At 63.1% G+C, this 23,464-nt stretch carries 18 protein-coding genes; all 18 read right to left on the bottom strand.

Features of this window, described 5'->3' with window-relative positions:
- Window positions 1–4: 4 nt before the first annotated feature.
- The 18 genes from ACPQ6D_RS15310 to asd all read right to left on the bottom strand — a co-directional run bounded on the left by ACPQ6D_RS15310 (window position 5) and on the right by asd (window position 23,355).
- Window positions 5–952, bottom strand: coding sequence for a polyprenyl synthetase family protein (locus ACPQ6D_RS15310; RefSeq protein ID WP_423225212.1), 948 nt, complete (start codon window positions 950–952; stop codon window positions 5–7).
- A gap of 465 nt (window positions 953–1,417) precedes the next feature.
- A complete protein-coding gene (gene ptsP, locus ACPQ6D_RS15305) occupies window positions 1,418–3,985 on the bottom strand; it encodes a phosphoenolpyruvate--protein phosphotransferase (RefSeq protein WP_423225211.1) in 2,568 nt (855 codons plus the stop codon).
- An 81-nt stretch (window positions 3,986–4,066) separates the two neighbouring features.
- Entirely contained in the window at window positions 4,067–4,588 is a 522-nt protein-coding gene (locus ACPQ6D_RS15300; protein WP_423225279.1) for a type 1 glutamine amidotransferase domain-containing protein, read from the bottom strand.
- A gap of 134 nt (window positions 4,589–4,722) precedes the next feature.
- The gene (locus tag ACPQ6D_RS15295; RefSeq protein WP_423225210.1) at window positions 4,723–5,295 is read right to left on the bottom strand and encodes a methyltransferase domain-containing protein; all 573 of its coding nucleotides are present in this window, start codon (window positions 5,293–5,295) and stop codon (window positions 4,723–4,725) included.
- 8 nt (window positions 5,296–5,303) lie between these two features.
- Window positions 5,304–6,572, bottom strand: a complete 1,269-nt coding sequence (locus tag ACPQ6D_RS15290; protein ID WP_423225209.1) for an anaerobic glycerol-3-phosphate dehydrogenase subunit C — start codon at window positions 6,570–6,572, stop codon at window positions 5,304–5,306.
- Between the two features lie 30 nt (window positions 6,573–6,602).
- Entirely contained in the window at window positions 6,603–7,868 is a 1,266-nt protein-coding gene (gene glpB, locus ACPQ6D_RS15285) for a glycerol-3-phosphate dehydrogenase subunit GlpB (protein WP_423225208.1), read from the bottom strand.
- Complete coding sequence (gene glpA, locus ACPQ6D_RS15280; protein ID WP_423225207.1) at window positions 7,861–9,627, bottom strand: anaerobic glycerol-3-phosphate dehydrogenase subunit GlpA; 1,767 nt, start codon at window positions 9,625–9,627, stop codon at window positions 7,861–7,863. Before glpA ends, glpB begins: the two co-directional genes overlap by 8 nt.
- 239 nt (window positions 9,628–9,866) lie before the next feature.
- Complete coding sequence (glpK, locus tag ACPQ6D_RS15275; RefSeq protein ID WP_423225206.1) at window positions 9,867–11,363, bottom strand: glycerol kinase GlpK; 1,497 nt, start codon at window positions 11,361–11,363, stop codon at window positions 9,867–9,869.
- Between the two features lie 73 nt (window positions 11,364–11,436).
- Entirely contained in the window at window positions 11,437–12,072 is a 636-nt protein-coding gene (gene dhaL, locus ACPQ6D_RS15270) for a dihydroxyacetone kinase subunit DhaL (protein WP_423225205.1), read from the bottom strand.
- A 32-nt stretch (window positions 12,073–12,104) separates the two neighbouring features.
- Complete coding sequence (gene dhaK / locus ACPQ6D_RS15265) at window positions 12,105–13,106, bottom strand: dihydroxyacetone kinase subunit DhaK (RefSeq protein ID WP_423225204.1); 1,002 nt, start codon at window positions 13,104–13,106, stop codon at window positions 12,105–12,107.
- A gap of 112 nt (window positions 13,107–13,218) precedes the next feature.
- Window positions 13,219–13,959, bottom strand: coding sequence for an MIP/aquaporin family protein (locus ACPQ6D_RS15260; RefSeq protein ID WP_423225203.1), 741 nt, complete (start codon window positions 13,957–13,959; stop codon window positions 13,219–13,221).
- Window positions 13,960–14,496: 537 nt separating this feature from the next.
- Window positions 14,497–16,509 (bottom strand): sigma-54-dependent Fis family transcriptional regulator, encoded by a 2,013-nt coding sequence (locus ACPQ6D_RS15255; protein WP_423225202.1) that lies wholly within the window; start codon window positions 16,507–16,509, stop codon window positions 14,497–14,499.
- 15 nt (window positions 16,510–16,524) lie between these two features.
- Entirely contained in the window at window positions 16,525–17,949 is a 1,425-nt protein-coding gene (locus tag ACPQ6D_RS15250; protein ID WP_423225201.1) for a hypothetical protein, read from the bottom strand.
- A gap of 18 nt (window positions 17,950–17,967) precedes the next feature.
- On the bottom strand, window positions 17,968–18,771 hold the full coding sequence (locus tag ACPQ6D_RS15245; RefSeq protein ID WP_423225200.1) for an NYN domain-containing protein: 804 nt from the start codon (window positions 18,769–18,771) through the stop codon (window positions 17,968–17,970).
- A 50-nt stretch (window positions 18,772–18,821) separates the two neighbouring features.
- On the bottom strand, window positions 18,822–19,568 hold the full coding sequence (locus tag ACPQ6D_RS15240; RefSeq protein ID WP_423225199.1) for a hypothetical protein: 747 nt from the start codon (window positions 19,566–19,568) through the stop codon (window positions 18,822–18,824).
- 53 nt (window positions 19,569–19,621) lie between these two features.
- Window positions 19,622–20,908 carry a DUF1015 domain-containing protein gene (locus ACPQ6D_RS15235; protein ID WP_423225198.1) on the bottom strand — a complete coding sequence of 429 codons (1,287 nt, stop codon included), beginning with the start codon at window positions 20,906–20,908 and terminating at the stop codon, window positions 19,622–19,624.
- A 108-nt stretch (window positions 20,909–21,016) separates the two neighbouring features.
- Window positions 21,017–22,174: a hypothetical protein gene (locus tag ACPQ6D_RS15230; RefSeq protein ID WP_423225197.1), complete on the bottom strand. Its 1,158-nt coding sequence runs from the start codon at window positions 22,172–22,174 to the stop codon at window positions 21,017–21,019.
- 20 nt (window positions 22,175–22,194) lie between these two features.
- Entirely contained in the window at window positions 22,195–23,355 is a 1,161-nt protein-coding gene (gene asd, locus ACPQ6D_RS15225; protein ID WP_423225196.1) for an aspartate-semialdehyde dehydrogenase, read from the bottom strand.
- Window positions 23,356–23,464 lie beyond the last annotated feature (109 nt).

Raw genomic sequence — 23,464 nt, 5'->3', positions numbered from 1 at the left:
CTTCCTAGATGTTCAATTCGGGAGGAGCTTCAAGCCCAAGCTGTTGAAACAAGGTCTTGAGAGGCGCTATTTGATCCATCAGCGCGCGCCGAATTGGCTCCGGATTGGCCAGCCCGAGATTCTCCAGGCGCTGCCGCGCGGCCTGAAAGCGCGTTACCGCCTGGTAGATCGCATAGCTCACCGCGCCGCTGTCAATGAGGATTTGCTGCGCCTCCTGCAACACGCCTGGTTCGGCCAGGCGGGAAAGCCGCGCGACGAACGCATCGCGCTGCTCATGCGCTGCGCTGCGGGCATAGAGAATGAGGAGGTTGTTGCGTCCCTGCGTCCAATCGGGCGAGGCAGGGTCTTGCAGGGCGTCTTCAAGATCGTCAAACAACTGGACAATCTCGCCCAACTGCACGCCCAGGGCATAGATTTCAGCCGCAAGTTCGGCGTCGGCGCCGCCCAGCAGCGCCCCTACCTGCAGAGCCACGCCATAGAAGGGCGTGCTTTTGGCTTCGACGACTTTCCAGTAGTCATCTTCGCCGGTCAGGTTTTGCACGTCGAGCCACTGCCCGTAGGCTGTCTTCAGCGCCAGGAATGCCAGGCGACCCTGCACCGCTGCGCGTTGGGCGGCAGACATGGGCGCCTGGTCAATGACGCGCAAGGCTGCGGCTTGAAAGGCCAACGCCAGGTTGGCTGCCTGGCCGGTCCCGATCCGATGATGCTCGCCGCGCGGGTCTTCGTCCAGCAGGTCGTCAGCCAAAATGATGCTGATTTGTGAACAAGCCATGGCCGCCACGCCCGGCAGCGCATCAGCCTCGGCGCCGCCCACGGCCTGACACCCAAATACGGGCAAGAGCCAATCCATACGCACCTTGCCAGCCGTGCGCGTCAAAATGCTCGCCATTTGCGGCCAAGCGGCAATTTCCGGAATGGCCAGCAACAACCCGGTGATGTCATCGTTCGTCATGTGGCTCCCTCAGACTGTGATGATCTAGGGGCAGTAACCGGACTAGAAAGCTATAGCGTGTGGGGATCTCCCACACGCTATAGGGCAACAAATCGAGCTGTCTGTCATCTCAGACAGGCGACATGACCAATCAGGAAGGTCTAGAGGTTCCATCCAGTCCAAACGAAGTTGGGGCTTTGGTTGTTACTGGTGTGCAGTGCGATTCGTTGGGGCCCCTTGACAGTCTTTACCTGGCGCAGTGCGGCTATCAGCGGGGTGTTGGGTTGCGATGATGCCATCATCGTGTGAAAGTGGTCAATTGACATTGGGTGTTTCATGATGTTTCGCCTCCTGGCAAGTCGGTGTTTGTGCAATGGCGGCAATGTTGAAAAAGAGGAGCGGCACAAACAAATGATAACCGGCAACCCCATTTCTGTCAAAGGTCAGAATTGGCCCAACTGCACTGCGTTGGGTGACGCCAGGTCGTCAGGCGCCTGCTCTTTCTGCTTCTGCTGCGCGCACGGCTGCGCGCACCGCCTGCGCTGAATCGAGCATCAGGACTGACTGCGCCAGCGCCGTCGCGGCCCGGCGATTCAACGCGCGCAGCCGTTGCTTGGCCGCGGGAATGGAGGCGGGGCTCATGCTGAATTCATCCAAACCCAGACCCAGGAGAATCGGAATGGCGGTCAGGTCGCCGGCCAATTCGCCGCAAACGCCCACCCAGCGCCCGCACGCGTGCGCGGCTTTGATAACCTGTGCAATCAGCCGCAGCACGGCTGGATGCAGCGCATCCGCGAGATAGGCCACGCGAGGATTGCCGCGTTCGGCGGCCAGGGTGTACTGCGTCAGGTCATTGGTGCCGATACTGAAGAAGTCCACGGTCGGCGCCAGCTGATCGGCCATTACGGCGGCGGATGGAATCTCCACCATGATGCCGATCTGCAGATCCACAGGCGCAGGCACGCCAGCCCCCGCCAGTTCACGCTGCACCCGCTCCAACTGGCTGCGCAGCATCGCCACTTCGTCAGCGGTCGCGACCATCGGGAACATGATGCGCACACGATGCCCGACGGCCGCGCGCAGCAAGGCGCGCAGCTGCGGCTCGATCAGATCCGGGCGCTCCTGGTACAGGCGAATGGCCCGCGCGCCCAGGAAGGGGTTGTCCTCATGGCCGAGGTTGACATACGGCAATTCCTTGTCTCCGCCCACATCCAAGGTGCGCGCCACGACCGGTCGTTGGCCCATGATGTCGAAGATGGCGCGGTAAATTTCTTCCTGATCTGCTTCCGTCGGCGCCGTGTCACGATTCAGGTAAAGGAACTCAGTGCGCAGCAAGCCGACCCCTTCCGCGCCCGCTTCGATGGCCCGGCGTGCATCGGCCACACTGCCAATGTTGGCCACCACCTCAACGTGGACGCCATCCGTGGTCACGGCGCCCTGTTGGCTGGCCGCCGCCGCCTGCTGACGCGCGGCAAGCCAGGCCGCGCGTCGCGCCTCCCAGGTCGCCGCCTCGCTGGCGTCCGGGTTGACCAAGACCGCGCCGCTGTCGCCATCCACCACCAGGGACGCGTTCGTGGGCAGCGCTAACACGCGCGCGCCCAAACCGACCACGGCCGGAATGCCGAGCGTGCGCGCCAGAATGGCGCTGTGCGACGTGGGGCCGCCGCGCGCCGTGCACAGCGCCAGCACTTTGCTGCGATCCAGGTTGGCGGTGTCGCTCGGCGCAAGGTCGTCGGCCACCACGATGGCTGGGGTGTCCAGGCAGAAAGCGGCGCGCTCGCCGGTCAGTGCGAACAGCACCTGGCGCCCCACATCGCGCACATCGGCCGCGCGGGCCTTGAGGTAAGGATCATCCAGCGCGTCGTAAGCGGCTGCCGTCGCCTCGATGCTGTCCTGCCAGGCAGCCTCGGCGTTCGAGGCCTGGTTGAAGATGCCCTCGTGCGCCGGATCCAGCAAAGCCGGGTCGTCAAGGAAAAGCAGATGGGCATCGAAAATGGCTGCCTCCGCGCGCGCGCCCTGCTGCAGCAGCAGGCCATGAGTCGTCTTGATCTGCTGGCGCACCGCCTGCATCGCGGCCTGCAGCCGCTGCCATTCGGCCGCCGGGTTTGCCACGACCTTGCGTGTCACCGCCGCCACGGTCGGCTCGAAACGGCGTGCAGGGCCAATGGCAATGCCAGGGGAAGCAGCCACCCCTTGCAACCACCCCTGCGGCTCGTCCTGGTCAGCCAATCCAGGCTCTGTCACCACGCCCACGTCTGGCGCAGGCTCAAGCGCCCTGACCGCGGCTGACGCAGGTGCAGCTAACTCACCATTCAGCGGCGCGATGCCGTCGCCAAAGCCTGCGTCGGCCAACTGCTGTAACGCGGCGAGCGCGGCTTCGGCGTCGGCGCCGCTGGCGTTCAGCTCAATCTCGTCGCCCTGACGGATCGCTTGCGTTGCCACCAGGTTGATGCTGCGCGCATTGACCGCTGGGCCGTGCCGGGTCAGGTTGCGCACCGTCACGGAACTGGCAAAACGGCCCACAGTCTGCACGAACAGCGCGGCGGGCCGGGCATGCAGCCCCAAGCGGTTGCGCACGATCAGCCGCCGTTGAATCGGGCGGTCGGTTGCGCTGACCGGGGGCAGCGCCGCAGGCTCGGCCGCATGGACACCCAGGTGCGTGGCCTTGGGCAGCAAGGCGCTGCGCGCTTCGGCCGCGGTGACAGCCAGGGAGCTGCCCAGGCCGGCCTGTACGGCCGCGGCCAGCGCGCCTTCGACCAGGGGCGCTTCGCACAGGAGAACTCGCTGCCGCGTCTCTTCGGTCACAAAATCAAGCGCCATTTCGGCGCTCAAAATGGCGCTGCCCAAGTCCATCAGAACCAGGACGCCGTCGGGGTCGTCAACGGCCTCGATCGCGCGCTGCACCAGGAAAGGGTCGGTGCCCAGGGAATGGTCGGGATCATCCAGCCCGCCGGCGGCCGCGATTTTCACGCCGGGGGTCGCCATCTGGCGCGTCAACTCCAAAACACCCTGGGCAAGGGAATAGCTGTGTGATACAATGACGAGGCCAACCATAGAAACCTCTCGTGTGAGATGATGGCTGGTGTGCGGAGACGATGCGGCGAACCTATCGCCTTCGTGGCCAGCGGGGATGATCTAGGCGAGGGCAGCCACCAATTCACGACAGAAGAACGGGATGTCGGGCACGACGCGTCCCCACACCAGGTTGCCATCGCGAAAGGCCGGTTCATCCACCCACGTTGCGCCGGCGTTCAGGAGGTCATCCTTGATCCCCAGGCTGCCCGTGCTGCGATGACCACGCACGATGCCAGCCGAGATGCCGACCAGGCCGGCGTGGCAGATCATGCCCACTACCTTTCCCTGGTCATACACCTGGCGCACCAGGGTGGTGATGGCGGCGTAGCGGCGCAGTTTGTCGGGCGCCCAGCCGCCGGGCACAATCAGGCCATCAAAATCGGACGCCTGCACATCGGCCGCGGCCACGTCGGTCGTCGCGGTCAGGCCGCCCGTTTTACTCTTGACCGTCTTGCCGGCCGTGAGGCCCACGACGGTGACGCGGGCGCCCTCTTCTTGCATACGCATCAGCGGCGCCCAAAACTCGAGATCCTCGAATCCTTCTTCCACCAAAATGGCAATCCGCTTGCCTTCCAGTCGCAATGTCATAATGATATCCTCATGGGCCGCCGAATGAATTCGGGGCAAAAGGGCGTGCCGCCGCTATGTCGGCCTGCGCCGACCGGCATTGCATCCACGCAGGTTGACGCCCGGCGGGGCGCCATTCAGGCGCGATTTCAATCGCTGGCTCTACAGGCGGGGCAGTCGAGAACTTCCTGCGTCTGCTGCATGTGCGCCGCGGTCAGCTCGGCCGCGGGCAGCGCCTTGAACCCGACGGCGCCGCAGCGGCACGCGTACCAGCCGCCGGCAGCAACGCGCCACGGCACGCCGGCCTTCAGATCAACCGCTTCGACGCCCACGCGCCAGCGCGCATTGGTGATGAGTCGCCAGCAGCCGGCCCGGCGCAGGCGTTCCGCGTACGCGGCAAAGTGCGTGCAATGCCGCATCAGCAGGACAGCGACCGTGATCCCTGCGGGCAGCGGCCAGGTCAGCGCATCCGCGCAGACCGCGGTCAGATTTGCGGGCAGGGTCGCCAGCTCGCCCTGGGCCAGCACAGCCGCCTGCTGTTCCACCGCGAACACGCGGCGACAGCGCGCGGCCATACGCCGCGCCAGGCGCAGATCGCCCGCGCCGATGTCCAGCGCCACGTCGTCCGGCCGGATGAGCGCCAGGGCGTCCGCATACGTTGGCTCGTCATACGGCGCCCAGGCGCTCTCCCAGTCAGCGGCAGTCCACGCAAGCGCGCTCATCGCCCGTGTTACTCATTCAGCGGCCGGCGTTTCTCCAGGTCATACAACCCATACGCGGCCGCCAACACTTCGATGGGATGGCGGCTGGGCTTGTGCGTACCGTGCTCCAACTGCCAGCGGCACGTTTCGGAATCGCACGCGGTGATGGCGACATCGTCGCCCTGCGCGCGCACGAAGCTGAACAGCTCCTCACCCACATCCATTGCAATCTGGTACTTCTCAACCTTGTAGCCATAGGTGCCGGCAATGCCACAGCAGCGGGCGTGGCTGTCGCGCACGTCCAGGCCGGGGATCATTTCAAGAATTTCCAACGCGGGCTTGCCCACGCGGTGCGCCCGATACTGGCACGGCGCATGATAGGGCAGCACCATCTCGATATTCTTGAAATCGGTGCGGAATTGGCCCTGCGCGACCAGCTCGCTCAGCCATTCGAAGATGTCCCAGGTGCCCATCTTGAGCTGTTCGCTGGCCTCGCCCTGCATGTCCAGCAGTTCGGGCGCTTCTTCCTTGAGCGTCAGCGTGCAGCTGGTGCTGGTGCCCACTACCGGGATGCCCTGGGCGGCGTAATCGGCCAGGTAGCCCACGTTGTGCTCATGATAGCTGGCCGCGGCCTTGAATTCACCGTTGCTCAGCATGGGTAGGCCGCAGCAGTTTTGCGGCGGCACAATGACCTCGTAGCCATGATGCTCAAAGACCAGGACGGCCGCCTTGCCGATGAACGGCTCGTAATACATGGTGGCGCAGCCGTGGAAGTAGACCACCTTCTTGTCTGAATGCAGACGCTGCCCCGCGGTGCGCTTCAGCCAGTCGCCGAAGGTGCCCTCCGTGCTCCAGTACGGCAGCGGCGCCCCGCGCGCGATGCCCACGACCTTTTCCGCCAGCAAGCGGCTGAAGGAATTGTGCATCGCCAGGTTGGCCAGGGCCGGGACGTAGCTGCCGACCTTGCCCAACATCTCGTTGCGTCCCAGGAGGCGATTACGCAGCGGGATGCCGTGTTCGGCCACCATCTGCGCGCGGGCCCGCGCGTTGATCTCGGCAATGCGCACGCCCGTAGGACACACTTCGTTGCAGACACGGCAGCCAGAGCAGTAATCCACCGAATGATCGGGGGAATGAGGCTGACCGTTCTCGCGGAAGCGCTGCGCCTGCGGCCCAGAATACTTGGGGCCGTGGAATTGATCGGTCACCGCAGCCACGGGACAGTAGCTCGTACAGATGTTACATTTGATGCACTCGTCGAGCGATTCGCCCACCGAGTGCCAGGAAATCGTGTGCATAAGGATAGTCCGTTCGTAAATGCTGAAACGTCAGGCCGCGTGCATGAGTCGCTGGGCAGCCGCGCGGCCGCTGGCCAGCGCGACGCCTTCCAGGCTCCGCTCCTGGATGTAATCACCCCCGGCCAGCAGGCCGCCTGCCGCCCATAGGTTGCGATACACAGGGGTTCCGTCAGCCTGGCGCGGCTGCCAATCGCCGTTCACCGCGACGCCCCCGCGGAACACCGGGTGTCCCTGCGGATCCATGAACTGTGACTGGAACCACTGATGGCGCTGCTGCGGCACAGTCAATGGCAGATTGAAAATCACTTCCCACACCCGGCCCAGGTGATCGCTGTTGAAGCCGCCGCCCAGGATGCCGCCGGTCGCCAACAGGTACTTGGCCGCGCGGTGCTTGAGCGGGCGCGCGCTGGTGGCAGTCTCCACCCACTGGATCTCATCCCCTTGCGCGTGAAAGCCGATGCCCTCCATGCCAATCTCAACCCGCACGCCCAGCGCTTCGACATGCTTGCGCAAGGCGGCATGCAGACGAATGCCAGGCACGCTTGGGGGTAGGGTGGGGATTTCAAAAACGACTGCGCCCGTTTGCGTGCGCAGATCATCCAGCACACGCTGGTGATTGACCACGCCCAAAATGGCCGGCAGGCCGATGCGCTCTCCTGGCTTGACCAGGCGCTTGAGTTCATTGCCCAGCCGGGCCGCGACCAGTGAATCGTCCAGGCCGTAGGCCAGCTGCACGGTGTTGCGGTCGCTCTGCGTGGTGAGCAGGCTCAGCGGCAGGAACGCCGCACGCGCAGCAAAACCCTGCTTGCTGAGATTGGCTGCGATCAGTTCGGGGTAGAAGTCGCGCATCCCCTGAAAACCGACGATCAGCATCGGTTCCGGCCGGCTCAGATCCCCGCCGCGCTGACCGCGTGGGGCCAGGAACGCCGGTCGGGGCGCGCCCACCGGCGACGGCAGCAGCAGGTTATCGCCGTTGGCGCTGCCTTCATAGGGCAGGCCCAGTTCGGGGGTCAGGGCCGCGAAAGTTTCCAGCGCGTTGGCCACGCCGTCGCGTCCGAGCAAACGATAGGGATGGGCTGCCGGCATCGTGGCGATCGTGTCCAGCGGCCGCTGCACCAACTCAGGCGCCGCGCCCTCGGCCGCCGGCGCATAGCCAAGCACATCCACGGTGCCCGCGGCCCAGTGGGTGGCGCTCAAGCCTTTGGCAATGAGCCGCACCCGTGCGCCGGCCTGCGCCGCGGTCACCGCAGCCTGGAGGCCGGCCAATCCAGCGCCGATGACAAGTAAATCAAGCATGTTGGCGCTCCGTTTTCTCGTTCGGCGTGGTGTCGAACTGCCAGAACGTACTCAGCGGGCCGTGGCGGTCGCCGCCCGGCAGGTGATCGGCGTTCAGCAGGCTGAGGTAGATCAGCTCATCCAGGCGTTCCTGTTTGAGCTGCTGCGCCCAGAGGATCGGCGTCAAGCCCTTCCAACGCTCCTGCAGGAAATCGCGCAAGAGCAGGTTGGCATCCTCCACCGTAATGGCCTGGTTGGGCAGGGCCGTCGGGGCGGGCGTCGCGGCGCCGTTATTGTGACCGGGCGATTGCAGATAGGCCACTTCCCACGTGGCGTCGCTTTCGCTGACTTGCAGCGGCGGTCGGCCGGCGGGCTGCTTGCTGCCCAGCTCATGCAAGATGCCGCAGGCGCGATAGGTGCAGAATCCACCCTGGCAGGGCCCCATGCCCAGGCGCACATCACGCCGGAGGTCATCCAGCGTGACGAGGGGATTGCGGCGCACGGCATTTTCCACCATCGTGCGCGTCACCAGTTCGCACTCGCATACCAGCTCGCTCTGCAGCTTACCCTCTTCGACCTCGTGCAGGCGATGGCCCAGCCAATAGTGCCCCTGCTCAATGCCCGGTACGACTGTCTCCGCCGTGACGCAGGGCTGGCGGACGCCGATTTGCTCGCATGCGGCATCTACGGCTTTCTCCGCCATCAAGCGGAAAGTCGTCCACTTGCCGCCGGTCATGGTCAGGAATCCCTGGACGCCGTCGCGGCTGTTGTGGCGCAGGAGAGTGAAGGCGCGCGTGGCATCGCGGCTGGAGCCGCTGTAATGCTCCTGATACAGTGGCCGCACGCCGGCCCAGGCGCGCACGACACGCGCTTTGGAGATCGCCGGCACCAGCTTTTCGCCTTCGCTCAACATCAAATAGACTTCCCACGGTTCGATGCGCAGGTCTTCCGGGTTGACCACGCGTTCGTCCGTGGTGCCGATAACGGCCACGGTATGAATCGGCACAATGATGTCGCCATCGGCCGGTTTTTTGCAACGGTTGACCACCGTGTTCACCACACGGTGATTCATAGCCACCAGGGTGCCTTTGCCGGGGATGACATCCACACGGATGCCAGCCATCTTGGCAATCTGACCGGCCCAGGCGCCGGTGGCGTTGATTGTCATACTGGCGTAGATCGCCATTTCTTCGCCGGTGGTGACATTGCGCACCTGCGCGCCAGCCACGCGGCGGTTGCCATCGCCGCCCTCCACAAATAGATTAACGACTTCGTGGTAAACGAGCGTTTGCGCGCCCGCGCGCTGCGCGGCCTGGGCCGTGGCGTGCGTGGACAGGAAGCTGTCCGCGGCGCCATCGGGCACTTCGAACACGCGACTGATGCGCCGGTTCAAAAGCGGCTCGCGACGCAGGGCCTCGGCCACCGGAATTTCAGTGCAAGGCACGCCGCACTTCGCACACGCGGCCTTGAAGAGATCAGGGTACTCCCCCTCATCTTCTGGCGTCACCACGAAGAAGCCGCTGGTATCTTCGATGCAGTGCGCATGGGTTTTGCGCAGGATGCGGTTTTCGGTAATACACTCCACCGCGCTGCCAGGGTCTTTGACGACATAGCGGCCGCCGCTGTGCAACAGGCCGTGGTAACGCCCGGTGGTGCCATGGGTCAGGTCGCGTTTTTCGACCAGGATCACCTTGAAGCCACGCAGGGCCGCATCCCAGGCAATTCCCGTGCCGGTGGCGCCGCCGCCAATCACGAGAATGTCAGTATCTAGGCGTTTCATAGAACATCTCTCTACTGAATAGTCACGATGTCAAAAGACCGAAGGGTCACAAGGTCCCTTCGGTCTTATCACCCTACGTCGTAAGTCTGAAGGGCTGACGCCGCCGACAAGATGTCTGGACGGCGGCCCATTTTCAGCGCTCACTGAATCCGCAGGCCAGTTGTGGCGCGCGGCTCGCGGTCTCCCGATCGAGCAGGCGCCAGAGAGGGCCGCGCTGCGCGCGCCCTCTGCTTTCAGGTTTAGGCAACCCAGTCGAAGGTGCGAGTGACGGCCTTCTTCCAGTTGGCATACTGAGCTGCGCGATGGTCAGCATCCATGTTTGGCTGCCATTCCTTGTCCTTACCCCAGTTCACGCGCAGGTCCTCGACCTTGGCCCAGAAGCCCACAGCCAAACCGGCCGCATAGGCAGCGCCTAGCGCGGTGGTCTCAGCCACGATCGGGCGGATCACAGGCACACCCAGGATGTCAGCCTGGAACTGCATGAGCAGTTCGTTGAAGACCATGCCGCCGTCCACCTTGAGCGCGGTCAGCGCCACGCCGGAGTCGGCATTCATGGCATCGAGCACTTCGCGTGTCTGGAAGGCGGTGGCCTCCAGGGCGGCGCGCGCGATATGGCCCTTGTTGACATAGCGGGTCATGCCGACGAGCGCGCCACGGGCGTCACTGCGCCAGTAGGGCGCAAAGAGGCCGGAGAACGCGGGCACGAAGTAGATGCCGCCGTTGTCCTCGACGGTCGCGGCCAGCGCTTCCACGTCAGCCGAGCGCGAGATCAAGCCCAGGTTGTCACGCAGCCACTGCACCAACGCGCCGGTGATCGCGATGGAACCTTCGAGTGCGTACACGGCCGGTTCGTCGCCGATCTTGTAGCCCAGGGTGGTCAGCAGTCCACTCTTGCTCGGAACGGCCTTGGTGCCAGTGTTGAGCAGCATGAAGCAGCCGGTGCCGTAGGTGTTCTTGGCCTCGCCAGGGCTGAAGCAGGTCTGCCCGAAGAGGGCCGCTTGCTGGTCGCCCAGGTCGCCGGCCACTGGCACGCCGGCCAGGGCGCCCTTGGCGGTGCCGTAGACGGCGCTGGAGGCGACGATCTTCGGCAGCATGGCGCGGGGCACGCCCATGATGCCCAGGATTTCATCGTCCCAGTCGAGCGTAGCCAGGTTCATGAGCATCGTGCGGCTGGCATTGGAGACGTCGGTCACATGCACGCCGCCGTCGGTGCCGCCGGTCAGGTTCCAGATGACCCAGGTGTCAATGTTGCCAAAGATGGCATCGCCCTTCGCGGCCGCCTCACGGACGCCAGGCACATTGTCCAGAATCCAGCGCACCTTGGGGCCGGAGAAATAGGTCGCGAGGGGCAGACCGACATGGGCGCGGAAGCGATCCTGCCCTCCGTCTGCGGCCCACATGTTGCACAGATCGGCCGTGCGCGTGTCCTGCCAGACAATGGCGTTGTAGTACGGTTTGCCGGTGCGGCGATCCCACACGACGGTGGTCTCGCGCTGATTGGTGATGCCAACCGCGGCGATGTCGGCCACGTCAATGTTGCCCTTCGCCAGCGCGCCCTTGACCACTTCATCCGTGCGCGTCCAGATCTCCATCGGATCATGCTCAACCCACCCCGGCTTGGGATAGATCTGCTCATGTTCCTTCTGATCGAAACAAACCACCTTGCCGCTGTGATCAAAGACCATGAAGCGGGTGCTGGTGGTGCCCTGGTCTATCGCTGCTGCATACTTAGCCATGTGTACGAATCCTCCTTTGGATTCCAGTGAATAATGTGACAGGCTACCCTGCCTGCCCAGATCGCATACGTGCTTAGGAATTGGCCCAGGTTTCGGCCGCACACTTCAAGATCAGATAGCTTGATGTGGCGCCGGGGTCCTGGTGACCCGCACTGCGTTCGCCCAAATAGCTGGCGCGTCCCTTGCGCGCCACGAGGGGAATCGTGGCTTTCATGCCTTCTTCCGCGGCTTGCACCGAACGGCCGAGGGCCATGCCGATCGTGACGTTCTCTGCCACGGCGTCCTTGAAGGCTTCCAGGGCTGGCGTCAAAGCATCCACCATCGTTTTGTCGCCGAGCACGGCTTTGCCCCGCATGACGACGCCGTTGACGGCCGCTTCCAGCGCGGCGCCCCAATCGGCCGCGGTCAGTTCCTGTTTGCCGGCAGAGGCTGTGCCTGCCTGCATGAAGAACGTGCCATAGAGCGGCCCACTGGCGCCGCCAACCGTGGAGACCAGCGTCATGCCCACGGTCTTGAAGATGGTGCCGATATCCTTGTCGGTCACCCCGGGCAGTTTGGCCAGCACGGCTTGAAAGCCTCGAAACATGTTCGCGCCATGATCGGCGTCGCCGATGGCCGAGTCAAGCTCCGTGAGATAGTCTTTGTTCTCAGTCAGCACATTGGCCACGCTCTTGATCCACTCAAGCGCGTCTTGGCGAGAAATTGTCATGGTCACCTACGATTGAAACGAATCGGCTGAACTCAAGCGCCCCAGCGCAGACCCACCGTCTTCACCGGCGCGTCCCACAGCTTGAGGAGATCATCATCCATCTTGAGCAGCGTGATCGAGCAGCCGGCCATCTCCAGACTGGTGATGTACGAACCGATCAGGTTGCGCACGATCTTGATGCCGTGGCTCTCGCAAATCTGCGCCAGCTTACGATAGATGACATACAGTTCAATGAGCGGCGTCCCACCCATGCCGTTGACAAAAGCGAGGACATTGTCGCCCGCCTTGAAGGGCAGGTCGGCAATGATCGGCTCGGCCAACATCTCGGTGATCTCATCGGCCGTGGCCAGCTTCATCCGTTTGCGGCCTGGCTCGCCATGAATCCCGATGCCGATTTCCATCTCATCTTCGGGCAGGTCAAAGGTAGGCTTGCCCGCGTGAGGCACCGTGCAGGAGGTGAGCGCCATGCCCATGCTGCGGCCCCAGGCATTGACCTTGCGGCAGACATCGGCGACTTCCTTGAGCGAACGGCCTTCTTCGGCAGCCGCGCCCGTAATCTTCTCAGCCAGGACGGTGACGCCGACGCCGCGCCGGCCGGCCGTGTACAGGCTGTCCTGCACGGCTACGTCATCGTTCGTCACCACGGCCTCGACCTCAATCCCTTCTTCGCGCGCCAGGTCGGCGGCCATTTCGAAGTTCATGATGTCGCCGGTGTAGTTCTTGACGATGTGCAGCACGCCCGCGCCGCCGTTGACGGCCTTGGTCGCTTCCAGCATCTGGTCAGGCGTGGGGCTGGTGAAGACTGCGCCGGGGCAGGCTGCGTCGAGCATGCCCATGCCTACGAACCCACCGTGCATCGGCTCATGACCCGAGCCGCCGCCGGAGATCACGCCCACCTTGCCCTTGACCGGCGCATCGGCCCGTACGATGAAATTTGGGTCATAGTGCACTGTTACCAGGTCTGAATGGGCGTAGACAATCCCTTCTAATTCTTCGCGCACGACATCTTCCGGTTTATTGATCAGTTTCTTCATACCACCAATCCTTTCATCCTAACAATCGCCTCGACAGGCTCGCACGGTCACGAATCAGCTGGCCCTTGCGAAGGCCTCAAGTCAGGCCTTCGCAAGGAAAAAACGCAGCGGGTTAGAAACTGCCGAGTGCACCGTAGAGAAGAGCCGCAATGATCGCGCCAACGATGGGGCCAACCACCGGAATCCAGGAGTAGCCCCAGTCGCTGTCGCCCTTGCCTGCAATCGGCAGGACAAAGTGCGCAATGCGTGGGCCGAGGTCACGGGCCGGGTTGATAGCATAGCCGGTGGTGCCGCCGAGCGCCAGACCGATCACCCACACGAGGAAGGCCACCGGGATGATGCCCAGGGCGCCCATGTTCAACGGCACAGCGGAGCCAGACGAATCCATCACAGCGCCCTTGATCGTCAGGATGCCGAATACCAGCACGAAGGTGCCGATGATTTCAGAAACCAGGTTCCAGGTGACGCTGCGAATGGCCGGGCCAGTCGAGAAGACAGCCAGCTTCAGGCCGGTGTCCTTCGTCTCGGCCCAGTGCGGGAAATAGTGCAACCAAACCAGGGTGGCGCCAATGAAGGCGCCGATGAACTGCGCAATGATGTAGGGAAGCACATTGCCCCAGGCAAACTTGCCGGCCACGGCCAGACCAATCGTGACGGCCGGATTCAGGTGCGCGCCGCTGACGCTCGCCACCGAATAGGCGCCGACAAAGACCGCCAAGGCCCAGGCTGTGGTAATGACAATCCAGCCAGAATTGTTACCCTTGGTCTTGCCCAACAAGACGTTGGCCACCACACCATCACCCAACAGGATCAGCAACATCGTGCCAACCACTTCGCCCATAAACGGAGACATTGTTAGATTTCCTCCTACCTTGCCTAGTGCGTTGTTCGCTGCCATACCGGCAGCACGAAATGGGGTTGCAGACCGCTCATACGAGGGGTTTTGCTCTCGCGCCTCATGCGCACAGTAGAACAAAACAACTGACTGCGATGGGGATTCAGTCCTCCTTTCCAGCTTCGGAGTGGCGCTGTCTTCACAGCCGCTCCTAAAATGAGACCAATCACGACCGCTCAACTCGTGCAGGCGTTCGCCATGACCAGCGTCAAGTGGGAGATGCAGCCACCGACTGCAGCCTGGTCAGGAAAACAGAAACGCCCACAGACCTCGTGTCTAAACACGGGCCGCAGGCGTTTTCACATCCCACTACCAGCCAATTCAGCCATACGATGCATCATCCTTGACGCGCTGACCATCAGCCGTAATAATCCACTCTGACGTTGAGCGGTTTCCTAAAAAATCACACGGTGTTAGATTAACACAAGATGCCAGATGTGTCAATCAACTGTCGCACTTTTGTTTCAAACTGAAACGTATTTTGCCCAAAGTGTTCTATTTTGAAACATCGCTCATGGATTCAAACTGAAAATGACTTGCGTCGAGATTGAAGGCCCGCATCTTGCGCCACAGCGTCGTACGGCTGATGCCCAGCATGCGCGCCATTTCGGTCAGGCTGCCGTGCGTCGCCCAGCCGGCGCGCATGATGGCCTCGCGGTTCCATTCATCCATGTTGAGCACCGGCTCGACTCTTTCACGCGTGGGCACCATGACCGAGCCGCGGCGGATGCTCTCCGGCAGATGAGGCACATCAATCGGCTGACCGACCGGCGCCAGGCTGCAAGCCCGTTCCAGCGCGCTCTCCAACTCCCGGATATTGCCCGGCCAGGGATACTTTTTCAGGAGTTGGATGGCTTCAGGCGTCAGGGCCGGCAGTTCGGCGGCGCTGCGACCCATGCGGGCCAGGATGCTGTCAATCAATTCGGGGATGTCTTCGCGGCGTTGGCGCAGAGATGGCATCTCGATCACAATCGAGCTGAGCCGGTAGAGCAGATTGGCCTGAAACGCACCTTCGACCACCAGGCGATCAAGGTCCGTGTCGGTGGAAGCAATGACCCGCACATTCACGGGGATGATACGCGAGCCGCCCAGGCGCATGACCTCGCCGGTTTCGATCACGCGGCCGAGCACGGAGTGAAACTCCAGTGGAATGGCCTCGACTTCGTCCAGGAACAAGGTTCCGCCGAACGCCAGTTCGAACTTGCTGGGACGCCCCTCGGCGCGCGCGCCGCTAAACGCTCCGCTTTCATACCCCAAGAACTCGCTCAGAAACAGATCGCGCGGGAAAGCCCGGCAGTTGACAGCCATGAATGGTCCGTCGGCCCGCGGGCTGGCATTGTGAATCGCGCGCGCGACGACATGCTTGCCCACCCCAGATTCGCCTTGCAGCAGCACATTGCCGCGACCCCGCGCGGCGGCGCGCGCTTGCTGGCGTACGCGCTGAATGTCAGCCGACTTGCCTTTGAGGTCGTCCAGCGTCATGGCAGCCTGCGCGCCCGCCAGGCGATAAAAGATCTGATGAATCTGCTCGATGGGCTGCAACGTGGCCAGGAAGCCAATCGGGAGCGCATCGCCGATGCGAATCGGCTTCAGGTTGATCATGCAGTGCACCGGGCGTCCATTGACCAGCAGATGGGCTTCCATGTTGCTTGCCGGTTTGCCGTGCAGAATGGCATCGAGCAAATCGGCCTGCGTCTGCACATAACGCTGCAAGCGGTTGCCCACCACGGCCCGCGGATTCAATCCCAGCAGCTCGGCCGCCCGCCGGTTCATTTGCGTGATGATGCCCTCACGATCCCATGCCAATACGCCGTCGGCAATGGATTCCACCGTCGCGTTGAGCAGCGTCAGGTGTGTGTTCGCGTCGTGGTTCATCACATCGGCGGCCAATTGATTTTCCAGGGCGCGCGCGCCGGCCACGACAATGCCGGCGGTATGGGGATGGTGCAGGTTGGTCAGGCAGACAATGCCCAAGACGCCGATCATGCGCCCGCTCGGATGAAAAATGGGCGCAGCCGCGTCCACCAGATGATGGTAGCAGGCCAGGAAGTGCTCCGCGCCCACCACCTGCGCCGGCATGCGCTCGGCCAGGGCCAGGGCAAAGGCGCTGGTGCCCACGCGCCCCTCATCCCAGTACGCGCCGGGCGTCAGTCCGATGCGCGCGGCCTCCTGTTCCATGTTGGCGTCGCCCAGGGTAAGCAGGACACAGCCGGTGTTGTCCAGCAAGACCATCAGGCTGCTGCTGCCCTCGACGGCCTGGTAGATGTCCTCCATCACCGGTCGCGCAATCGCCAGCAGATCGAACTGGTTGATGAGCAGGCGCCGTAAGCCTTCCTCGTTCAGCCGCGCCAGATGCGGTTCGGCGTGCGGGTTGAGCAGCGGGCCGCAGCGACGCCAGGAATTGACCACCAACGGATCCATATCCGCCGGCAGCGCGCGCGTTTCCGTAAACGCGCGCCAACGGGCGGTCAAGGCAGGTAGGTCAAGCGCAGCGGCGTTGGGTTGCATAGGCCAGGTAACAGATTAGCGGCGCCAGGGCAGCATGAGCAAGGCTGGCAGGCACCCTTTGCGAGGCGCAGGCGCGGGCGCCGGATGCACATTGCCGCCGCCCGTGGCGCCCACCGGCGGCGGCGCGGGCTGGCCCACCTCGAGTAAGCGTGCGGTCGGCTTACCGGTCGCGTCGTAGTCCACGCGCACGTAGTTCAAGCGGCGCATGGCGGCGTAGTTGGACGGGTGACGAAACAGGTCTTCCCATTGCGCCGCGGTCGCGTGCGAAAAGTCGCCAGTCCAGATCCAGGTTCCGCTGTTGATATACGTGGCGCCGCCCTCCAGGGAAATCACCTCCGGCATGTGCGTGTGCCCGAATGTCACCAGGTGCGCATGCGTCTCGCGGGCGATCCGCTGCGCTTCGACCTGCAGCCGGCTCTTCTGTTCATCAACCGATTGGTTGGCGCGCGCCAGGGCATCTGCGGGCGTCAGCGCGCGCGCGGACGGAAGAAACGTATCGTCGGCCTGGACATTGCGCAAGGCTTCCATGACGCGGGTCTCGAACTCGCGGCGGAAGGCGGGGTCAGACTCGTAGCGCGCCTGCGAAGCAGCAACCGCCGCCGGGGTCGCCAGGTCGGCCTCCAGGGCAGAGGCTGCCGCGGCTTGCTTGGGTGTCACGTCCCGCGGCAATCCGAGCCGAGGGGCGGCCTGCAACAGGAGCTTGAGCGCCTGCGCGGCAAAGGCAAAATCATAATGCAACCCGTACCAAATGAGGCCCGTCATCGGCGCCACGCCATCCACCCAGCTGCGTTCGCGCTCGATCAGGTTGAAGTATTCGACGACAAACCGTGATCCCCACACGAGTTCTAGCCGCGTGGGATCTTGAGGGTCCAGCGGCTGCGCCATGTTGCTGAAGCGGTTGACCGATTCGGTGTACTGATTGCCATGCTCGACGTAGACCCCATCGGCCAGGTAACTCCGCGGCGGGAAGTGCAGCAGGTCGTGCATCTCGCCGACGGCGCCCAGGAGGTTGCGAATGGCGTTTTGCATGCCCGGCCAGTACAGTTCTGGATCATGGTTGCCGCGCAGAATGACGACGTTGCGTCGCGGGTGGGGGGCGATGAAATCGGCCAGGGCCGCAAAGACACCGGGGTGGCCCTGGGTGATGTGCGTGAGTTTCAGAAGAGCTGAAGCTTCGTCATTGGCCGCGTAGAGCGCAGGAGGATAGGGCTCAGCCGGGTTGAAACGCGGCGTCGCCGGCGCCTGCAGCATCTCCAGGAAGTCGCCATTGATGATGAATTCCATGTCCGTACCGCCGGCGTTGCTTTCGGCCGTCAATCCATGCAGCCACTCGACAAAATCAATGTCGCTGATGAAGTCCTCGAGGGGATTGCCGCCGGCGCCTTCCAGCCCGGCTCCAAGGTGCAGGTCGCTGACGATAATCTTCGTTTTGGCTGCCACGACGCCCTCCATCAAACCTCAAACGCCATCCTCAGCGTCATAGAGCAGGCTGCTCCACAATCCATCGTCCTCCGGCGTGGTCGCCGCCACGGGCTCAACGGGTGGGGCGACGCGTCCGCTGCCATTCGTGCTGATGGGCAGCGACGGGGCTTCTGCGATGACCACAGGCGGCGCTTCGCTCTCTGGCCGCGGCGCGGCGCGCGCCGGTTGGCCCGCGCGGGTGAGGAGGTCCTGATAGAAGACAAAATGATCTACGGCCCGGCCCAGGTAGGTGGAGGTGGTGTCGGCCACGCCAACGCCGATGACGACTTTGCCCTCCATGCGCAGGGCGCGCACCAGCGGGATGAAATCTCGATCGCCGCTGATCAGCACGAACGCATTGAGATGCGGATAGCGATAGAGCACGCGCATGGCATCCACACACAAGTGCATGTCCACGCTGTTCTTGATCGAGCCGTTGTTGGTGCCGGGGCGGCCGTACTGATAGCTGGGGACGAACACCGGATCAATGTCTTGCGAATGGAGGATGGAGGAGACGGTGGGGGCGTGGCGCCGCCAATCGGCGTAGGCGCGGGCGATGACCACGCGGCCAAAACTGCGACAGCAATCCATCAAGATGCCAAAATCGGGGTTGAGGTTCAGGCAGTTACGCGTGGAATAGACGATATTCTCGAAATCAAAAAAAACGGCTACATCCTGCGGTTCGGTGACATCATCACGTTTCAGCCCCACGTTGGCGCGCGTGGAAGCCTGGTCAGATGACGACGGGGGAGGCGATTGTCTCCATTGGTGAGATTGATTCTGTTGATTTGGATAACTCATACGAAAAACCTGCCATTAAATCTTTGATTGATACGTTGATACGCTGCGTCTTACTTTGGTTTTTGCACTAGCTGACCGGCTTGGGGTGCATCCACAAGAAGGTCTACCCATACCCGTTGGCGGTCCTCACTGTGATCGAACGATAGAAAAACAACCTCGATACTATCACGTTTGTGCCTGGCTGACAGTAAGCTATTCCGTTTTTCCTCTTCTTCGGGGCGAGCAATGACCAGGCGCAGCGCCAGGCGCGAGCGGCGGCCGTGACTCAAGAGGCCGCTCGTCACCGAGAGCAGGTCTCGCGGCCGGATGAAGATATACCACATGCCGATGTCTTGTTCAGGCCAACGGCCGATGAATAAGAAGCGCGCTGGGCGCACCCGCCCGATGATGACGTGCTCACGAATCTCGAACGACTGGTAGTGGGCCGGCAGTTCCGTGAAACGCTGCGATTCGCCTTCCACATCGAAGCGACCGCTGGCCGAGACTGGGATCAGCTCGCTCATGGGCAGCATGGCGCGGGCGCTGGGGGGCGGCGCATGATCGGCGGTGAAGTGCACATAATCACGGCGCTGCGCCCAACGGCCCAGGCCAAGCAGCGCGACCGCGGCGCTGGCCGCCACACCGGCGCTCAGTCCATCGCCAGGCAGCCAGCGCAGCAGGCCCAGCAGCCCCAGCAGCAGCAAAATCCCGGCTAACCAGCGCTCCAGCGACCAGCCGGCCGCCTGGAACCGGCGCAGGTTGTAGCTCAGCTTGAACAGGACGTCCATGCGGTCCAATCCCTCTTTCTTGTAGGTCACACCTCCGGGGTGACGTGCGGCCATGACCCGGGAAACGTACTCTACCGCTTGACCTACCAGGCGCCTGCATCATACATCACGATGCCCGAAATGAGCTTCGGATAGAAGTAGGTGGCCTTCTGCGGCATGACTTGCCCGGCGTCCGCCACGGCGCACAGTTGGTGCAGCCCGGTGGGGTTGAGCAGGAACGCAGCCTGGTATTGCCCCTGGTTGACGGCGCTCACCACGCGCTCGAGGTTTGGCTCGTACGCGAGGAAGCGTTTGTCGGCCAGGTCATCGGTGATGCCGCGCAGCAGAGGACGCAGCACCCATTCCTGCAGACGGGTCACATCCAGCTCGGTCAGCTCGGCTGGCAGATCAGCCGGCAGCGTCAGCTGGGGCCGCGGCCGCAGGAGCCAGCCCCCGCTCATGCCCGGCAGCAGCAGTCCAAACCAGCCCGCGCCTGGCGCGGCTTGCCCCAACGCGTCGTGCAGCGGGCCGACCGCCGCGAAGCGCTGCAGATCGAAGCCCTCTCGCACGACGCGCAGCACATCGTCTGACCACAGTCCAGGCGCATCGTGCAAGCAGCGATGCGCGGCCATGATGCGCACGCCGGGGTCTTCCAGCGGCGCGGCATAGGTGAGCACAAAATCCCACGGCTGTTCGCCGCCGCCATCGCCCCGCTGGCGCTGATAATTCAAGGCCGTTTCGTAGCGATGATGCCCATCGGCCACGTACAGGGTGCGTTCATGCAGTGTGTCCGCCAGGCGCGCGATCAGCGCCGGGTCCTCCAACCGCCAGAGGCGATGCTCCATGCCGTCATCCCCCATCAATGCGGCTGCAGGCAACGCAGCGGTTGTGGCGCGCAGCGCGGTCATCACCTCGCCGGCCGGGTCGCGAAATAAGGTGAAGATGGCGCCGGTCTGCACGGCCGTGGCTTGCAGCAGAGCCAGGCGATCGGCCTTCGCGCCGGGAAATGTCTTCTCGTGCGGCAAAATGCCCTGCCCCCACGGGCCGAGGCGCAGCCGGCCAAAGAAACCGGTGCGGACGATGCGCTCGCTTTGACCGGGCAGGCTAAAAATCTGCTGATAGACGTAGATGGTTGGTACGGGATCACGCTGCACAATGCCCCGCGTGCGCCAGTCGTCCAGGGCTGCGGCCGCGCGTGTGTAGCGGTTCGTGCGTTCGTCGTCGTCCGGCCGTTCCTGTCCCAGCTCGACTCTGATCAGGTTATCTGGATGACGCGCATAATAAGCGGTTTGTTCAGCCGGACTGATAATGTCATAGGGAGGAACCAATAGGTCAGCTAAGGCTGCGGCGTCGGTAAAACGCCAGGCCCTGAACGGGCGTATGGCAGGCATGGGTGCAAATTCTCCAGTACAAGCACAAAAAATAAGAGACGAAAGACGCCAGGATCAAGCCTCTATGGTCGTCACTCGTCTCTTGTCATGTTACGGTTGGTTGGACAATCAGGGCAATTGGCCGACAAGCGTCTCGCCCACGACATGGGTTTTGACCCGGTGCAGGGGGCGGTAGCCATCGCGGGCCTGTTCCGGCGTCGGCAGCGAAGCCTCATCCGGCTTGTCCGATAGCACCAAGACGACTGCGCCGCGCTGTTTGAGCCAGGTGCACACGTCCAACACCTCGCGCGTCAGGCAGATTTCACGCGCCAGCATCTCACTGGGCAAGGCGGTGTCTGGCAGCTGGCCCATACGACCCGTGGTTGCAAGATACTCGAGCCGGCGGAATGACTTGAACGGCGTTGGGTCGTCAACCTCCAGGCGTTTCAAGAAGCTGAAATGCATGTCGGCTAACTCAGGCTGGCTGCCTGTCGCCAGGCGCGTGTCGGACCAGCGCACGAACTGGAGAAAACCGTAATCTGGCGCTTCGGCGATACAGTCGAGCAGACCGCGCAGCGAGATGACGCCCGCGCTGATGATGAGGCAGACATACGCCAGGTAGTCCTGGTTGTCCGCGGTGAACCGATGGTAGCGCGGCTGGTTCAACTCGCGATACGCCTCTTCGAAGATGATCTGGTTGAATTTTTCTCCCAGCATCTCGATCATCGTCGCGCGCAGACCGGCCAGGCGCGCCTCGTCAATCACCTGGCTGTTGCGGCCACGCGCGCCAATCACGGTCTTATCCATGTCAATGACCAGCGCCGTCCGTTCGTCGCACAAAGCGCCTTGTTCCAGGATCGTGTGCGTCCAGCGGGCCAGGTCGTTCCAGCGGCCAGCCACAATGACGTTATCCGCGCTCTGCTCCCAGGCGGAAGGGCCAGGTTTGTTTTCATGGGCGCCGCTGCCGATGAAGGCCCAGCCGCCCCAGCGCCCCTGGCGCCGAATGTTGCGAAAAGCATCGCCGTCGGCCAGGGCGGTGTCTCCAAGAAACAGAAGTTCTTGAATCTCGCCGTGGGGTTTGTCAAGCTTACGCGCGCGCCTGATGAGCCAAGACGCCGCGCGCGCGTAGTCTTCCTCGTGTTTGCGGGGAATGCGCCGCGAGGGGAGGTCCATGTCCATCCACGCCTCGCGCAGGCCGGGGATCCGTTTGTCCTGGATATTCAAGTTGCGGAATACGACCAGGTCGCCGGCAAAATCAGCTAAGGTTGCCGTTCCAAATGATTCCATTGAACAACTCCACAGCGATGCTAGGCGTGTTGCCACAACGGCAACTGCGTGGCCTGCAATGCTGCCTGCACGGGGGCAGCGATAGCACGTTCGCCAAAATACCCTTGCGCCACCATGAGTTCGGCATTGAGCACCGAGCCGCCCGCCGCGCCGCGCAGCGTGTTGTGGCCAAGCAGTACAAATTTATAGCTCAACAGTTCACACGGCCGCAGACGCCCCACGCTGGTGGTCATACCGTTGCCGGCCAGACGATCGCGCCGTGGCTGAGGGCGGTCTGCCTCCGGGCGAACCACAATGAACTGCGAGGGCGCGGTTGGCAGATGGAGCTGCTGCGGCAACCCGCGGAAACTCTCCCAGGCCGTGATGATGTCTGCCTCCGTCGCCGGGCGGTCGAGTTCAACCGAGACACACTCCAGGTGACCATCACGTGTGGGCACGCGATTGCAGTGGGCGCTGATCCTGAAATTGGCCGGCACGATACTGTCTACCGCATAGGCGCCGAGCATCTTCAGTGGCTCCGTTTGCACTTTGTCCTCTTCGTTGCCGATATAGGGAATCACGTTGTCGGTGATGTCGAGCGCAGAGACGCCAGGGTAGCCGGCGCCGGAGGTAGCTTGCATCGAAACCACAAAGACGCGGTGTAAACCGAAGGCATCGTACAGCGGCTTCAAGGCGCAGGTCAGATGCGTGGCCGTGCAGTTGGGGTTGGTGACGATGAAGCCGGGCCAGCCGCGTTGTTTGCGCTGGGTTTCGACCAGCGCGCTGTGCTCCGGGTTGACTTCAGGAATCAGCAGGGGCACGTCTGCCATGGCGCGATGAGCGCCCGCGTTGGAGAAGACAGCATAGCCGGCGGCCGCCAACGCCGGCTCCAAGTCTTGGGCGATGGCGTTGGGCAGAGCCGAAAAGAGGATTTCGCAGTTCATTCCTGGCCGACCATGCTGCAGTTCCATGTCGCGCACGGTTTTGGGCATTGGTTCGTCCAGGTACCAATGACAGGCGTCTGCATAGCGTTTGCCGGCCGAACGGTGCGAGGCGGCCAACACGCTCAACTCGAACCACGGATGGTCGGCGAGCACCTGAACAAACCGTTGACCGACGGCGCCGGTGGCGCCCAGGATGCCGACACGAATTTTGGCGGCCGCATGCGGCTGATTGTCAACCACGTTCGATGATTCGCTCATGTCCACTCTCGTATGTTCCGCCGCGCACGGCGATAGGTTTCCGCAAGGGATGATTGCAGCCGTTATCATACCCGTAGGCGGTGCATACGTCAAGTTCTGGCGGGGAAAC

Origin of the sequence: Candidatus Amarolinea aalborgensis (genome assembly GCF_900491745.1) — a bacterium.
GTDB classification, from domain to species: domain Bacteria; phylum Chloroflexota; class Anaerolineae; order SSC4; family Amarolineaceae; genus Amarolinea; species Amarolinea aalborgensis.
The sequence above is the reverse complement of the archived record's forward strand: the minus strand, read 5'-3'. Positions and strand labels throughout refer to the sequence as shown.

Excerpts from the sequence above, each read along its gene's own strand:
- ACPQ6D_RS15310 (WP_423225212.1), bottom strand. The coding sequence starts at position 952 with ATGACGAACGATGACATCACCGGGTTGTTGCTGGCCATTCCGGAAATT.
- ptsP (WP_423225211.1), bottom strand. The coding sequence starts at position 3,985 with ATGGTTGGCCTCGTCATTGTATCACACAGCTATTCCCTTGCCCAGGGT.
- ACPQ6D_RS15295 (WP_423225210.1), bottom strand. The coding sequence starts at position 5,295 with ATGAGCGCGCTTGCGTGGACTGCCGCTGACTGGGAGAGCGCCTGGGCG.
- ACPQ6D_RS15290 (WP_423225209.1), bottom strand. The coding sequence starts at position 6,572 with ATGCACACGATTTCCTGGCACTCGGTGGGCGAATCGCTCGACGAGTGC.
- glpB (WP_423225208.1), bottom strand. The coding sequence starts at position 7,868 with ATGCTTGATTTACTTGTCATCGGCGCTGGATTGGCCGGCCTCCAGGCT.
- glpA (WP_423225207.1), bottom strand. The coding sequence starts at position 9,627 with ATGAAACGCCTAGATACTGACATTCTCGTGATTGGCGGCGGCGCCACC.
- glpK (WP_423225206.1), bottom strand. The coding sequence starts at position 11,363 with ATGGCTAAGTATGCAGCAGCGATAGACCAGGGCACCACCAGCACCCGC.
- dhaL (WP_423225205.1), bottom strand. The coding sequence starts at position 12,072 with ATGACAATTTCTCGCCAAGACGCGCTTGAGTGGATCAAGAGCGTGGCC.
- dhaK (WP_423225204.1), bottom strand. The coding sequence starts at position 13,106 with ATGAAGAAACTGATCAATAAACCGGAAGATGTCGTGCGCGAAGAATTA.
- ACPQ6D_RS15260 (WP_423225203.1), bottom strand. The coding sequence starts at position 13,959 with ATGTCTCCGTTTATGGGCGAAGTGGTTGGCACGATGTTGCTGATCCTG.
- ACPQ6D_RS15255 (WP_423225202.1), bottom strand. The coding sequence starts at position 16,509 with ATGCAACCCAACGCCGCTGCGCTTGACCTACCTGCCTTGACCGCCCGT.
- ACPQ6D_RS15245 (WP_423225200.1), bottom strand. The coding sequence starts at position 18,771 with ATGAGTTATCCAAATCAACAGAATCAATCTCACCAATGGAGACAATCG.
- ACPQ6D_RS15235 (WP_423225198.1), bottom strand. The coding sequence starts at position 20,908 with ATGCCTGCCATACGCCCGTTCAGGGCCTGGCGTTTTACCGACGCCGCA.
- ACPQ6D_RS15230 (WP_423225197.1), bottom strand. The coding sequence starts at position 22,174 with ATGGAATCATTTGGAACGGCAACCTTAGCTGATTTTGCCGGCGACCTG.
- asd (WP_423225196.1), bottom strand. The coding sequence starts at position 23,355 with ATGAGCGAATCATCGAACGTGGTTGACAATCAGCCGCATGCGGCCGCC.